The sequence below is a fragment of the Amycolatopsis benzoatilytica AK 16/65 genome, assembly GCF_000383915.1.
GTDB classification, from domain to species: Bacteria; Actinomycetota; Actinomycetes; order Mycobacteriales; family Pseudonocardiaceae; genus Amycolatopsis; species Amycolatopsis benzoatilytica.
The window spans coordinates 8,625,766-8,638,694 of sequence record NZ_KB912942.1; the positions used below are offsets into that span (position 1 = coordinate 8,625,766).

Below are 12,929 nucleotides of genomic sequence, written 5' to 3' on the forward strand. Positions count from 1 at the left end.
GGCGGCGCTGCTCACGTCGCGTCCCCTCGAATGGCCTGGGTGGTGTGCGTCAGCTCGTCGACCAACGCGACCGCGGTGGCGTGGTCGAGGCCGGAAATCCGCAACGGACCGGCGGCGGACGCGGTGGTCGCGGTGAGCCGTGCGAGCCCGAACAGCTGCTCCAGCGGTCCGCGCTCGACGTCGACGGTCTGGATCCGCGAGATCGGCGCGATCCGCCATTCCTGCTTCAGCCAGCCGGACTGGGTATAGACGGCTTCACCGGTGACTTCCCAGCGGTGCACGCGATAGCGCCACTGCGGCATGACGAGCACGTGAAGGGGCGCGAGTACACAGGAGATCACGAGCGTCACCCAGAGCCACGACGGCGGGCTGTCCGCTGTCGCGACCGCCACTGCCTGCCCCCCGGCCACCAGCAGCCAGCCGGCCCCCGCCGACGCCGCCCAGTGGCCGACAGCCCGACGGCTCACCCGGTGCTCGGGCGGGCGCAGCCGCAGCTCAAGAGTGGTGGTGTTTTCTGTCTTCACCTGCTCAGCGTGCCCGATCAGGCCTACGGATGCCCACGACAAGTGTCACGATGCCCCGATCCGGGACGGCGCCCGGACGCGGGGCGTTACGATTTTCGCTGCCCGCGGGATGGATTCGCGGCCGGAGCGCGTTGACCTCCGGTAGATCCGGTGGAAGCGAGAAGCAGGAGGATCCGGTGGGACTCGATCCCGAGGAGCTGTACGAGGTGGACTCGGACGTCCCTGACCTGGACGGAGCCGTGCTGCTGCACTTCTTCGACGGCTTCATGGACGCGGGCCAGACCGGCCGGCTGGTCACCGATCACCTGACCGGCGAGGTCGAGAACCGGGTGATCGCCCGGTTCGACGTGGACCGGCTGATCGACTACCGCTCGCGCCGCCCGACGATGACCTACGCGGTGGACCACTGGGAGGACTACGAGGCTCCCGAGCTGGTCGTGCGCTTGCTGCACGACCAGGACGGAGTGCCGTTCCTGCTGCTCACCGGCCCGGAGCCGGATCGCGAATGGGAGCTGTTCGCGGCCGCGGTGCGCCGGCTGGTGGAGCGCTGGGGCGTGCGGCTGACCGTCGGGTACCACGGCATTCCGATGGGCGCGCCGCACACCCGTCCGCTGGGCGTCACCACGCACGCGACCAGGGAAAGCCTGATCGGCGAGCATCAGCCGCTGCCCAATCGGATGCAGGTGCCGGGCAGCGTCAGCGCGATGCTGGAGTACCGGTTCGGCGAATGGGGCCACGACGCGATGGGCTTCGCCGCGCACGTGCCGCACTACCTCGCCCAGTCCGCCTACCCGGCCGCCGCGCTGCTGGTGCTCGAAGCGATCGGCGAGGCCACCGGCCTGCGGCTGCCGGACGGCGAGCTGCGTACCGCCGCCGACGTCGCCAACGCGGAGATCGACCGCCAGGTGGCGGACTCCGAGGAGGTCTCCGACGTGGTGCGGGCGCTTGAGCGTCAGTACGACACGTTCACCGAGGCGTCCGGGCACAGCCTGCTCGCCGAATCGCAGGAGCACATGCCGACGGCGGACGAGCTGGGCTCGCAGTTCGAGCAGTTCCTCGCCGAGCAGGACGGTTCCTGAGCCGTCCGCCGCAAGGCTTCGGGGCGCGGCGCGAGGTAGGCCGCGCCCGCCGATCGGATCGTTTGCCAGGCCCACCACATGCGGGCTGTCGTGATCGCCACCCTGGACATGATGGGCCTCCCACGTTGCCGGGAGGCTGCCGGGGTGTTCCCGCGAGCAGCCGGGAAGGGAACATCGAGGGACTCAGAGTCCGTCGCTGTTCCCTTCACGGCCACCTGGCGAGGTCTTTCAGCGCTTGGCTGGTCGGCCCGAACGCGTCGCCGAGCAACGCCCGCAGCTCGCGGTTGAACTGGGCGATCACCGGCCGCAGCCGGGCGATCGCGGAGTTTCCCTCCTCGGTCAGATTCAGCACCAGCGCCCGGTGCTGCTCCGGGTGCGGCTGGCGCGAGATCAGCCCCGCTTCGGTCAGCCTGCCGATCATCGGGGTGACCGCGGACTCGCGCTGACCCAGCTCGGCGGCCAGCGCTCGCTGGGTGAGCCCGGGCTGGTCGTGCACCGCGAGCAGCGCGCCGAGCTGCGCGGTCGTCACGCCCGCCGCGGCGAGGCAGCGCCGGTCGCCGTCGACGCGCAGCCGGTGCGCGGCGCTCTGGAGCAGGAAGAAGAGGCGTTCGTCGGCGGCCATGCGGCGATCTTGACAGGGTTCCCGGCCCGCCGCCATCCTCACTTCACTACTGAAGTACTTCACTACTGAAGTGAGGATTGACCGTGAACAAAGACTTCGCGAGCGCGGCGCTGGCCGCGCAGCCGTTCAGCGTTCTGCTCGGCGCGAGGGTCGCCGAGTTCGGCGACCGCCGCGCGGTGCTGGAGCTGGCTGTCCGCGACGACCTCCGGCAGCAGAACGGCTATCTGCACGGCGGTGTCCTCGCTTATGCGGCGGACAACGCGCTCACCTTCGCCGCCGGGACCGTTCTCGGCCCGCAGATCCTGACGAGCGGCTTCGCCATCGACTACCTCGTGCCCGCCGACGGAGTTCTGCTGCGCGCCGAGGCAACAGTGGTCCAGGCCGGTCGTTCGCGGGCCGCCTGCCGCTGCGATCTGTACACAGTGGACAGAGACGGGGTCGCGACATTGTGTGCCGCGGCGCAGGGTTCGGCTGTCGTGCGGAGGTCCGCTACTCGCGGGTAAGACGGGCAGCTTGGGCTCGCCGGATCTGGTCGGCTATCGTCCCGGAATGAACCAGGAGCGCCAAGATCGAGTAACCGCAAGGGCTTTGGGTCCGGCGTTGCGCCGGAAGGCCGGACTGGTGCTGCACCGGGCGGCGGCCCGGCTGCACGGCCCGCATGCCGAACTTCGGGAAGAACTCCAGCGCACGCGCGAGGAACTGCGCGCCGAGATCGTCCGACAGGGTGACCGGCTCCTCGATCGGGTGGTCGAGTTCGAGATCCGCAGCCGCCGCGACATCGTGTACGCAGGCGATCAGGACGCGGCGTTGGAGAGCAACGTCTTCGCGCGGGAAAACCTGGTCGGCGCCAAGCATTTCGGCAGCCCGAAGGACACGTTGGCATACGCGCTGTCGCTCGCGCCGACCGGTGGAATGGCGCTGGAGTTCGGTGTCGCGTCCGGCAACACGTTGCGCTCCATCACGGCCGCCCGGGAAGCGACCGAGGTGTACGGCTTCGATTCGTTCGACGGCCTGCCGGAGGCGTGGCTCAACGGCATGCCGGCCGGTGCCTTCGCTCGGGACGACCTGCCCGACGTGCCCGGAGCCGAACTGGTCGTCGGCCTCTTCGCGGACACCCTGCCCGGATTCCTGGAGAAGCACCCCGGCCCGGTCGATTTCGTGCACGTGGACGGCGATCTCTACAGTTCCGCGAAGACCGTGCTGGACAACGTCGGGCCGCGGCTGCGGGTCGGCAGCATCGTGCATTTCGACGAGTTCTTCAACTTCCCCGGCTGGAAGCGGCACGAATACCGGGCGTGGACCGAGCACGTCGAGAAGACCGGCGTCGAGTTCGTTTACGAGGCGTACACCTACAACGACAACCAGGTCACCGTGCGGATCACCGGCGGGCCCGGGCTGATGGAGTGAACGTCGGTTCAGCGGGCGAAGCAGCCGCCCTCGTTGAGCGGACCCACTGACGGCAGGACGAGTCCGCACAGATAACCGTCGATCCACCGCCCGTTCCCGCTGAGATTCGTAGCGAAACGCACGAACGGCGCCATTTTCCGGATCCCGGCCGCGATCGAATCGCGATCGCGTTCCAGCAGTGCGGTGAGCTGGTCGAGCTGGGTGAGCGTCGGCCCGAGCTCGCGGTCGTTGTCGGCGACCAGCCCGGAGAGTTCCGTGCCCAGCCGGCGGGCTCCGGTGAGCAGCGACTGAACGGCAGCCTCGCGGCGCTGGACCTCGGCGAGAAGCCGATTGCCGTCGGTCATCAACCGGGTGAGCTGCGCATCGCGGTCGGCGAGAGTGGTCGACGCGGTGCGCGCGCCGGCCCAAAGCCGAGCAAGCTTCGCGTCTCGGGTGGCGAGCGTGTCGGACAGCCGGGAAAGCCCGGCGAGCGCGCCGCGAACGTCTCCCGGCGTGTGTGCGAACGTGTCGGAGAGGGCGCGGAAGCTGTGCGCCAATTGGGTGGTGTCGATCTGGTCGACAGTGGTGGCGAGCTGCCGGAACGCGGGCAGCACGTCGTAGGGAACGGTCGTCCGGTCGCGCGGGATCGGCGTTCGCGGGTCGAGCGAACCGACACCGGCCGGGTCGAGCGCGAGATACTTTTGCCCGAGCACCGTCTTGATCCGGATCGAGGCGGACGTCCGGTCGCCGAGCCACGCGCCGGCGACGCGGAAAGCCACCCGCACCGACGCCCCGTCGAGCGAAACCTGCGACACCCGGCCAATTTTCACGCCCGCGACCCGGACATCGTTGCCCTTTTCGAGCCCGGCGGCCTCGCTGAACTCGGCGGCGTACCCGGTGCCGTCGCCGATGACCGGAAGGTCGGGCGCCCGCAGCGCGACAAGAAATCCGAGCGCGAGCAAAGTTGTCCCGACGACGGCGGTACGCGCAGGGCGCCGGGCGGGATGCACAGCGTGGATAGTGGCTCACCCGGCCGGGTGAAGCCAGCCAAGCCACCCGAACGGGCGGATCGCTCCAGACTGTCCACTATGGATCAGCCGCGGCCGGACCGGTCAGTTGACCTTGGACAGCACCGGAAACCGGGCCTGTCCTGGCTTCCCGCGGCAGGTCAGCCGTGCCCGGCCGGCCGCGCCGGGGATCCCTGCTCCGGCCGACCCGTCCCGCGCACCGCCGCCCGGGGTTCCCGACGTGACCGGAGCCATCGGAACATTGGGCGTGGCTGGGCCGTTGAGGGGGTAGCACGTAAGCGTGGGAAAAACCCGCGCCGACGCCGAACGGGGAGGAGCCACCATGCGAGACCTGATGACCGGATTGCATCCGGCACCGGACCTCGTGGACGACACGGACGTGGCACGCCAGCAGGAACGCCGCCGGAAGGCAGCGCTGGCCGTCGCGTCCCGGGCCAAGGACGCCGAGGAATGCGCCCTGCTGCTGGACATGCTGGGACTGCACACTCCGGGCGGCAGCCGGACTGAAGTCGCCTGAGCCGGTAGCGGCCCGCCCGGCGTGCGCTGCCCCGGGCTGGCAGCGGGCGAGGCTGGTTTGGTCCTGGGGCGGGCCAGCCGCAGGCTGGAGATTGTCCGGCTGCGGGTTGAACGGCATCGTCTTGACCGGATTGGGTCCGGCTGGGTTCGCCGGTACGAATGCTGAAGTCGCCGGTGCGCGACACTGCAGTCCGTGAGGGGCCCTTTGCCGGAATCAGATTCCCTTAATCGGCCCCTCACGCACTTCTGCGGGAGCGAAGCCGCCACTCCGGCTGCGCTGGACGCGCAGCGATGCTGGGCGCGCGGGGCGCTGGACACGTAGCGATGCTGGGCGCGCGGGGCGCTGGACACGTAGCGATGCTGGGTGCGCGGGGGCGCTGGACGCGCAGATGCTGGGCGCGCGGGGCGCTGGACACGTAGCGATGCTGGGGGCGCCGGACGCGGCCGCACTGGACGCAACTCCTGCCGGGCAGGCGCCCGCACCGACCACATTCGGATCCTGCGCATTCCCCGAACCGCCCGCCCGCCCTTCTATTGCCATATCGCCAACAAACCGCCATAAACCTCGAAAACGCACCGCTTCTCCTTCCGCAATGCGGATTCCGCACCCTGTGCCGGAAAAACCCGCTCGCCGCAGATCCCGCACCTGAGCGCAAGGAATTACCCTCCGCTGTCCGCGCTGGAACACAGGACGCGCGGGGTGAATGTTTTTGCTCCGAACGGCTGAGTGTCGCGGACGTATCTGTCACTCTGGTGGAGCATCCTGTTCGGGGATGCGGCCCCGGGGCGGGACCGGGCACAGGGGAGGGAACACCGTGTACTACCTGCGAGAAGACGATTATCTCACCCGACAGCAGCGCGCCTTGGCGGAAACCGTGCGCCGTGGCCGGAGCAAACGCAGTTTTCAGCTGGCGGAGCATTTGGCGGCCGAAGGTGGCGTCAACCGGTCGGATGTCTTGGCGGTCACCGCGTTCTTTCTTGCCTGGCGGGCAATTCGGCAGGGCGATACGGCGGCCGCGCGCCAGTATGCCCGGCAGCTTCGCGGGCTGGACCGCGGCAGCATCGACCTGGCTCGGCAGCTGGTGCGGCTCGAAGCGGGCCGGGAGCAGGGCTGGTTGCCGCGCGTGCAGCACGACGAACTGTATTCCTACGCGTGGCGAGAAAACCGGCCCGATCTGCTCGCGAAAGCCTCGCTGATCCAGCCGCGTGACGTTCCGGCGGCGGGCTGGTGGGCGGATTTGGAACAGAGTCTTTCGCTGTTGCCGGCGTGACCGCCAGTGTGGCCCGGGGGAGCGCGGCCCATTCGATCCGATCGAACAATATCGCTTTGCGTACCGGATGAGCCGCGGCGACGCAGCCGCTCCGGCCCAGCGGATGCGCGTGGAAGCCAGGCCGGTCGTCGCGGTTGCGCAGCCGGGCAGGTCGTCGCGCAGTTGTGCGCCAACGCGCGCAGGTCGTCGTCCGCGCGCGCCTGTGGTCGGTGAAAAGCCCTTTACCGGACTCTGATTCCCCCAACGGGCCCGTCACGGGTTGTCCTGCTCGGCGCCGGGAGCCCTTCGGCGGCGGCTTTCCGGAGGGTCAGGGCATCGGCGGAGCGCAGGTGCGCACCGACCGGCCTTGGTGGAAGCCGTGGGCTTCCTCGTGCGCGGCAGCGCGTCCAGGACGTGCTCCCGGACCCGCCGCCGAGTTCGGCCAAGCGCGTTTTCGGGCGCTTGATCGACCTGGTCCCGCCGGACTCGGTGGGGATCCAGCGGTAGCTGGTGTGCCGCGGCGCTGGCGTGGACGGTGATCCCAGCCGCGCTTATCGGCGAACTAGGCGGGTTCGCCCGAGGAGCGGTCGAGCCCGGCGCACCTGTCGTACGTCGTCCAGCGCGCGAGCTGCCGTGCGACACCGGCAGGCCGTCCAGCACACGACCTGCCAGCGCCGAACCAACCGCGGGCCAGGCAGGGACGCGGAGGTGAGCCGGTGGAGCGCCACCCCCCCCCGGGAAGCGGCGCGAGACTCGCCTAATCGAGATCGCCGACAAAACGGACAGCCGGCCCGTCTCAGTGACTGAGCGCACCTTGACGGAAAGCGTTGCTTATAGAAACTTTTGCACTATGCAAGCTCTGCCGGACGAAGTAGCCGACCTTGAGCGGCTGACCCGCGTGTTGGTGGCGGTGGCCTGGGACAGCGCGCACGCCGCCCCGCGCGGTGTCACGTTCCCGCAGGTGCGGCTGCTCGTGGTGCTCGACAGCCTGGGTTGCACGCCGTGTTCGCGGCTGGCCGAAGCCATGGGCGTGAACGCGTCGTCGGTCACGAGGCTGGCCGACAAGCTCGAAGCGCACGGATACGTCGCGCGCGGGGTGGACGAGCACCGGCGCACCGTTGTGACGGTGGAGGTGACGCCAGCCGGACGCGAGGTCGTCGCTGGCGTCGTCGACCGTCGGCACCGCGCGCTCGCTGAACTGCTGGCGGAGCTGCCGGCGGAACGTCGGGCGACGGTCTCCACTGCGGTCGGCGACCTGCTCTCAGCCGCCGAAGCAGCACCAGGCGTTCCGACGGCCGGGCCGGGGCGGCTGTGAAGACTCCAGCGCGGGCCACGCATCTTGGCGACTTCTCGATTCATCCGCGGATGCTGCTGATCGCCGCGATCGCACTGCCGGTTGGCGGCGCGGCGGCGCTGGCGGCTTTCGCGCTGCTCAGACTCATCGGCCTGATCACCAATCTCGTCTTCTACCAACGCGTCGCCACGGACCTCGTCGCGCCAGGCGCGCAGCAGCACCCGTGGTGGCTCGTGCTGCTCGCGCCGGTGGCCGGCGGGCTGGTCATCGGCCTGATGGCGCGCTACGGCTCGGAGAAGATCCGCGGCCACGGGATGCCGGAGGCGATCGAAGCGATCTTGACCGGCGGCAGCCGGGTGGCTCCGCGCGTCGCGGTGCTGAAACCGGTGTCCGCGGCGGTCAGCATCGGCACCGGCGGCCCGTTCGGCGCGGAGGGGCCGATCATCATGACCGGCGGCGCGGTCGGGTCGATTCTGGCTCAGCTGCTGAAACTGAGTGCGGACGAACGGAAGACGCTGCTCGTCGCGGGCGCCGCGGGCGGCATGGCAGCGACGTTCAACGCGCCGCTCGCGTCGATCCTGCTGGCGGTTGAGCTGCTGCTGTTCGAGTGGCGGCCGCGCAGTCTCGTCCCGGTCGCCGCCGCGGTCGCGGTGGCGACGATCTGCCGGGGCTTCCTGCTCGGCACCGGGCCGGTTTTCGGCGTTCCGCTGACCGGTGCCGATCCCGGGCCGCTCGCGGACGGTCTCGCGCTCGTCCCCGGTCTTACCGGCGGCCTGCTGGCGATCGGCGCGACCGCGCTGGTCTACTTCGCCGAGGACCTGTTCGGCCGGTTGCCGGTGCATTGGATGTGGTGGCCGGCGATCGGCGGCATCGTGATCGGCATCGGCGGGCTGATCGAGCCGCACGCGCTCGGCGTCGGCTACGACGTGATCGACACGCTGCTCACCGGACGTGCCACCGCGTCGCTGATCGTCGGAATTCTCGTGGTGAAGACGCTGATCTGGGCGCTGTCGCTGGGCTCCGGGACCTCCGGCGGCGTGCTGGCACCGGTGTTCATGATCGGAGCCGCGCTCGGAGCGGCGGAAGGCGGGCTGCTGCCGCACGTGGCGGCTGGGTTCTGGGCGACCTGCGGACTGGCTGCTGTGGTCGGCGGGGTGATGCGGTCGCCGTTCACCGGGATCGTGTTCACTTTGGAGCTGACGCACGCGTGGAGCTATCTGCTGCCGCTCGTCGTCGCGTCCTTCTCGGCGTACGCGCTTTCGGTGTTGCTGCTCAAGCGATCCGTGCTCACAGAGAAGATCGCGCGGCGTCGGCTGCATCTCACCCGGGAGTACACGACTGATCCGCTCGAGACGTTCTTCGTGCACGAGGTCATGACACATCAGCCGGATATTCGCTGCTCCAGCGAGGTAGTCGTGTATGCGGACGACACTCTGCGCGATGTCGCCAACGAACTGGCACTGGGACACACGACGCAAGCGCTCGTGGTGGACCGGCACGACCCTTCGAGCGTGCTCGGCAAAGTCACCTTGGCGCAGCTGCTGCACGCGCGGCGGCGGGATCTGCACGAGGAACATCACCGGGAGCGCGTGCTGGGCCGTTCGGTCAACGCCTGAGTCGCTGTTTGTCCACTTTGCCCACTGGGGTCAGCGGCAGCTCGGCTCGGAACTCCACAGTGGACGGCACGAAATGCTTGCCGCCCAGTCCGGCGCGCACCTGGTCGCGAAGTTCGTCGGCGAGCACCGGTTCGCTGGTGACCACCACCGCGCGCAGAAGGGTCCCGTCGGGTCCGGATTCGGGGACAACGGCGGCGGCCTTCACCTTGGGGTGGCTGAGAAGCGCGTGTTCCACCGTGGTCGACGAGACCTTCGTGCCATGCTCGCCGGTGACGATCACGTCGTCGACGCGATCGTCGAGATAGAGGTAGCCGTCGGCGTCGAACCGGCCGAGATCGCCGGTGCGCAGCCAGCCGTCGCCGATCGGTGGCCGCCCGTGGTATCCGTCCATCATGGACAGCCCGCGCACGAGGACTTCGCCGTTCTCGATCCGGGCTTCCATGCCCGGCACGATGCGGCCGACCGAACCGAGCAGCTCCGGCCGGGCGAGTACCTCGGCGGCGGAAATGCTGGCGATCATCGGTGCTTCGGTGAGTCCGTATCCCTGCCCGACAACCGGTCCGAACACTCGCAGAGCTTCGGCCAGTCGCCGAGGCGGCAGCGGCGCCGCGCCGAGCGACAGCTGTTGCACGCTGGAAACGTCCGTTGTGGACAGTCGCGGATGGTCCAGCAGCGCGGCCAGCCGCGGCGGGGTGAGGGAAAGGGTGGTTACCCGATACCGCTCCAGATCTGCGAGCAGCTCGGCGGCGTTGAACTCCCGGCGCAGCACGACAGTATTGCCGCAGCAGATCGCGCCGAGAACGGCGGCGTTGCCGGTCATGTGCGTGAGTGGTGCGGTGACCAGCGCGGTTTTTGTTCCGTCCGGCTGGAAAATGTGCGCCACGCCGTCGTAGATGCCACTGTGCCGGATCAGTTTGGGCGTCCCGGTAGTGCCGCCACTGGGAAACACCGCGGTCACCCGGCTGGGCAAGGAGTCTGGAATGGACGGACGAGCGGTGGCGAGATCGTCGAGTTCCTTGTCAGTGAACAAGGTCGCTCCGGTCGTGGCGAGTGTCGCCGCCCGCGCCGGATGGCTCGCCGACGCCGCGATCAACACGACTTCCAGCCCGCGTACCTGCGCCGCCAGTTGCGCCAGCACCACTTCCGGCCGGTTCGCTGCGTCGATCGCCACCATGCCGCGCATGTCGCCGAGCCCGCCGGACAACCGCGACAGCGTGTCGAACGCCGCACGGTAGGTCATCGTGGTGCCGTCGTGGTGGAACAGCACGGTGTCGCCGCCGTCACGGAGCGCGGAAAGGACGCGGGACAGGAAAAAGCTCACCGGCACACCGTAGCGGCGTGCTGGCCGAGAACGTCGATCGCGGCTAGGTTCGCGGTATGACCGCTCCTCCCGCGATCGACGCGTCTCCGAAGAGCCTGCGCCGCGCTTTCGCTGATCTGCAGGCCGGAGTACGCGCGAGGGAACTGTGGGCGCTGCTCGCGTGGCAGGACATCAAGCAGCGCTACCGCCGATCCTCGCTGGGTCCGTTGTGGATCACGGTCGGGATGGCGGTCACCGCGCTCGCGCTGGGCGTGGTGAACTCGGCGCTGTTCGGCACGTCCATCTCGACGTTGCTGCCGAGCATCACCACCGGGCTGATCCTCTGGAACTTCATGAACGGCTGCATCGTCGAGGGCTCGGAAACGTTCATCTCGAACGAGGGGATGATCAAGCAGCTGCCGGCCCCGGTGTCGGTGTACGCGCTGCGCACGGTGTGGCGGCAGGCGTTGTACCTCGCGCACAACCTGGTCGTGTACGTGCTGGTGCTGGTGATCTTCTTCGGCAAGCTCTCGCAGCCCTACCACTTGGTGGACCGGCCGGGCGCGTTGCTGCATCCCGGGCTGGGCTGGGGAATGCTGCTCGCGGTGCCCGCGCTGGCGCTGGTGCTGCTGAACGGTGCCTGGGTGGTGCTGTTGTTCGGCGTGGTGTCGACGCGATTCCGGGACATTCCGCCGGTGATCCAGAGCTTCATCACGATGTTGTTCTACGCGACGCCGATCATGTGGTCGATGGACCAGGTGCGCGCGATGAACCAGGGTTCGCGCGAGGGATTCGGTTCGGTCGCGGTGAACCTGCTGCAGCTGAATCCGGTTTACCACTTTGTGGAGATCGTCCGCGCGCCGCTGGTGGGGCAGCAGCAGAGCTGGACGCACTGGCTGGTCGCCGGAGTGGTGACCGTGGTCGGCTGGACGCTGGCGATGCTCGTGCTGCGGAATTACCGGGCGCGCGTCGCTTATTGGGTGTGAGGCGATCCCCGCGGTCCGGTGCCTCTGCCGGCCGCGAGCTGGCGTTGTCCGTGCCGCCGTTTAGCGCTGGGGCGGTCGGGGAACGGAGCTCAGATGAAGCGTCGGAAGACTTGGCTCGCCCTCGTGACAGCGCTGCTGGCGATGACCACGCTCGCTGCCGCACCGGGCGAGCTCACGCCGCGGCAACTGGCCGGACAACGGGTGATCTATTCCTATCCCGGTCTGACCCCGCCCGCTCTGCTGCTGCAACGAATCCGCGCCGGCGAAGCGGCGGGTGTGATCTTCTTCGGCGAGAACATCTCTAGCACGCGGCAGATCGCGGGCGTCATCCGGCAACTGCGGGACGCGAACGCGCGAAGCCCAGTACACCGCCCGCTGCTGCTGATGACCGACCAGGAAGGCGGCAAAGTCCGCCGACTGCCCGGCGAGCCGACTCTCTCGGAGAAACAGGTCGGGCAGGCGGCTGATCCCTCCGCCGCGGCGAAGGCAGCCGGAACCGGGGCTGGCCAGAACCTTGCCGGGGTGGGCATGAACGTGAACCTCTCGCCGGTGCTGGACGTCTATCGCCAGCCTGGAAACTTCATCGACAAGTACGGCCGTTCGTACAGCGACGATCAGCGGACGGCCGGCACCCTGGGCCGCGATTTCGTGGCGGCGCAGCAGGCGACCGGGGTCGCCGCGACGGCCAAACATTTCCCTGGCCTGGGCGCGGCCCCGGCCGGAAGCAACACAGATGTCGGCCCGGTGACGCTGAATGTCCCGTTGGCTGAACTGCGCGATAAAGACGAAGCGCCGTACGACCCGGTTGTCAGCGCGGGAGTAAAGCTCATGATGCTGTCGTGGGCGATATACCCGGCATTGGACGGCGCTCGCCCAGCCGGTCTCTCCCCGGCTGCAGTGCAGGAATTGCGGAACGGCAAGCAGTTCGGCGGGGTGACGGTGACCGACGCGTTGGAAGCGGGCGCGCTGAAGTCCTTCGGCGGGACAGGGAATCGCGCGGTGCTGGCGGCGAAGGCGGGGATGGACCTGATCCTGGCCTCCGCTCGGGACGTCGGCCAGGGCGACGATGCCGCGGCCGCGCTGGCGGCGGGGTGGTCGGACGGGTCGCTGCCGGGTGCGGACTTCGAGGCGGCGGTGGGCCGGGTGGCCGCGTTACGGGACGCGCTTAAGTGAGGGCGGCACTGGCTGTCGGAGCGGTGACGGAAGGGTCGTGAAGGGAACTTTCAGGGCTCAGAGTCCCTCAAAGTTCCCTTCACGACTTTCCTGGGCGCATGGAAGCCCCCCTCGCCGGTCAGCCGGTCGACGGCCCGTCCTCGCTCGGCCACCCG

At 69.1% G+C, this 12,929-nt stretch carries 13 protein-coding genes; 9 read left to right on the forward strand and 4 right to left on the reverse strand.

The annotated features are described in order from the left end of the window. Positions 1 to 11: 11 nt before the first annotated feature. On the reverse strand, positions 12 to 566 hold the full coding sequence (locus tag AMYBE_RS0140350; RefSeq protein WP_034287679.1) for a PH domain-containing protein: 555 nt from the start codon (positions 564 to 566) through the stop codon (positions 12 to 14). Between the two features lie 134 nt (positions 567 to 700). Between AMYBE_RS0140350 and AMYBE_RS0140355 the strand changes: the two genes are divergently transcribed. After that, positions 701 to 1,603, forward strand: coding sequence for a proteasome assembly chaperone family protein (locus AMYBE_RS0140355; protein ID WP_020665099.1), 903 nt, complete (start codon positions 701 to 703; stop codon positions 1,601 to 1,603). 205 nt (positions 1,604 to 1,808) lie between these two features. Here AMYBE_RS0140355 and AMYBE_RS0140360 read toward each other — a convergent pair whose 3' ends face one another. Next, a complete protein-coding gene (locus AMYBE_RS0140360) occupies positions 1,809 to 2,225 on the reverse strand; it encodes a MarR family winged helix-turn-helix transcriptional regulator (protein WP_020665100.1) in 417 nt (138 codons plus the stop codon). 83 nt (positions 2,226 to 2,308) lie between these two features. Between AMYBE_RS0140360 and AMYBE_RS0140365 the strand changes: the two genes are divergently transcribed. Continuing rightward, positions 2,309 to 2,728, forward strand: a complete 420-nt coding sequence (locus tag AMYBE_RS0140365) for a PaaI family thioesterase (protein ID WP_020665101.1) — start codon at positions 2,309 to 2,311, stop codon at positions 2,726 to 2,728. Between the two features lie 46 nt (positions 2,729 to 2,774). Further along, positions 2,775 to 3,632 carry a class I SAM-dependent methyltransferase gene (locus tag AMYBE_RS0140370; protein WP_169515307.1) on the forward strand — a complete coding sequence of 286 codons (858 nt, stop codon included), beginning with the start codon at positions 2,775 to 2,777 and terminating at the stop codon, positions 3,630 to 3,632. Between the two features lie 8 nt (positions 3,633 to 3,640). Here the strand turns inward: AMYBE_RS0140370 and AMYBE_RS0140375 are convergent, their stop codons facing one another. Further along, positions 3,641 to 4,573, reverse strand: a complete 933-nt coding sequence (locus AMYBE_RS0140375) for an MCE family protein (RefSeq protein WP_020665103.1) — start codon at positions 4,571 to 4,573, stop codon at positions 3,641 to 3,643. Between the two features lie 388 nt (positions 4,574 to 4,961). Between AMYBE_RS0140375 and AMYBE_RS0140380 the strand changes: the two genes are divergently transcribed. The 4 genes from AMYBE_RS0140380 (at position 4,962) to AMYBE_RS0140400 (ending at position 9,315) form a co-directional block, all read left to right on the forward strand. Then, positions 4,962 to 5,156 (forward strand): hypothetical protein, encoded by a 195-nt coding sequence (locus AMYBE_RS0140380; RefSeq protein ID WP_020665104.1) that lies wholly within the window; start codon positions 4,962 to 4,964, stop codon positions 5,154 to 5,156. Between the two features lie 814 nt (positions 5,157 to 5,970). After that, positions 5,971 to 6,426, forward strand: a complete 456-nt coding sequence (locus AMYBE_RS0140385) for a hypothetical protein (RefSeq protein WP_020665105.1) — start codon at positions 5,971 to 5,973, stop codon at positions 6,424 to 6,426. A gap of 829 nt (positions 6,427 to 7,255) precedes the next feature. After that, the gene (locus AMYBE_RS43165) at positions 7,256 to 7,720 is read left to right on the forward strand and encodes a MarR family winged helix-turn-helix transcriptional regulator (RefSeq protein ID WP_020665107.1); all 465 of its coding nucleotides are present in this window, start codon (positions 7,256 to 7,258) and stop codon (positions 7,718 to 7,720) included. Further along, positions 7,717 to 9,315 carry a chloride channel protein gene (locus AMYBE_RS0140400; protein WP_027928538.1) on the forward strand — a complete coding sequence of 533 codons (1,599 nt, stop codon included), beginning with the start codon at positions 7,717 to 7,719 and terminating at the stop codon, positions 9,313 to 9,315. The genes AMYBE_RS43165 and AMYBE_RS0140400 overlap by 4 nt, the downstream gene beginning before the upstream one ends. Here AMYBE_RS0140400 and AMYBE_RS0140405 read toward each other — a convergent pair. Continuing rightward, a complete protein-coding gene (locus AMYBE_RS0140405; protein ID WP_020665109.1) occupies positions 9,305 to 10,636 on the reverse strand; it encodes a class I adenylate-forming enzyme family protein in 1,332 nt (443 codons plus the stop codon). The two genes, AMYBE_RS0140400 and AMYBE_RS0140405, sit on opposite strands and share 11 nt — an antisense overlap. Before the next feature lie 56 nt (positions 10,637 to 10,692). On the opposite strand from AMYBE_RS0140405, the gene wzm reads away from it, so the two are divergent. Both wzm and AMYBE_RS0140415 read left to right on the forward strand, forming a co-directional pair. Continuing rightward, positions 10,693 to 11,601: a galactan export ABC transporter permease subunit Wzm/RfbD gene (wzm, locus tag AMYBE_RS0140410; protein ID WP_020665110.1), complete on the forward strand. Its 909-nt coding sequence runs from the start codon at positions 10,693 to 10,695 to the stop codon at positions 11,599 to 11,601. Between the two features lie 93 nt (positions 11,602 to 11,694). Next, positions 11,695 to 12,774: a glycoside hydrolase family 3 N-terminal domain-containing protein gene (locus AMYBE_RS0140415; RefSeq protein ID WP_020665111.1), complete on the forward strand. Its 1,080-nt coding sequence runs from the start codon at positions 11,695 to 11,697 to the stop codon at positions 12,772 to 12,774. The last annotated feature ends 155 nt before the right edge of the window (positions 12,775 to 12,929 follow it).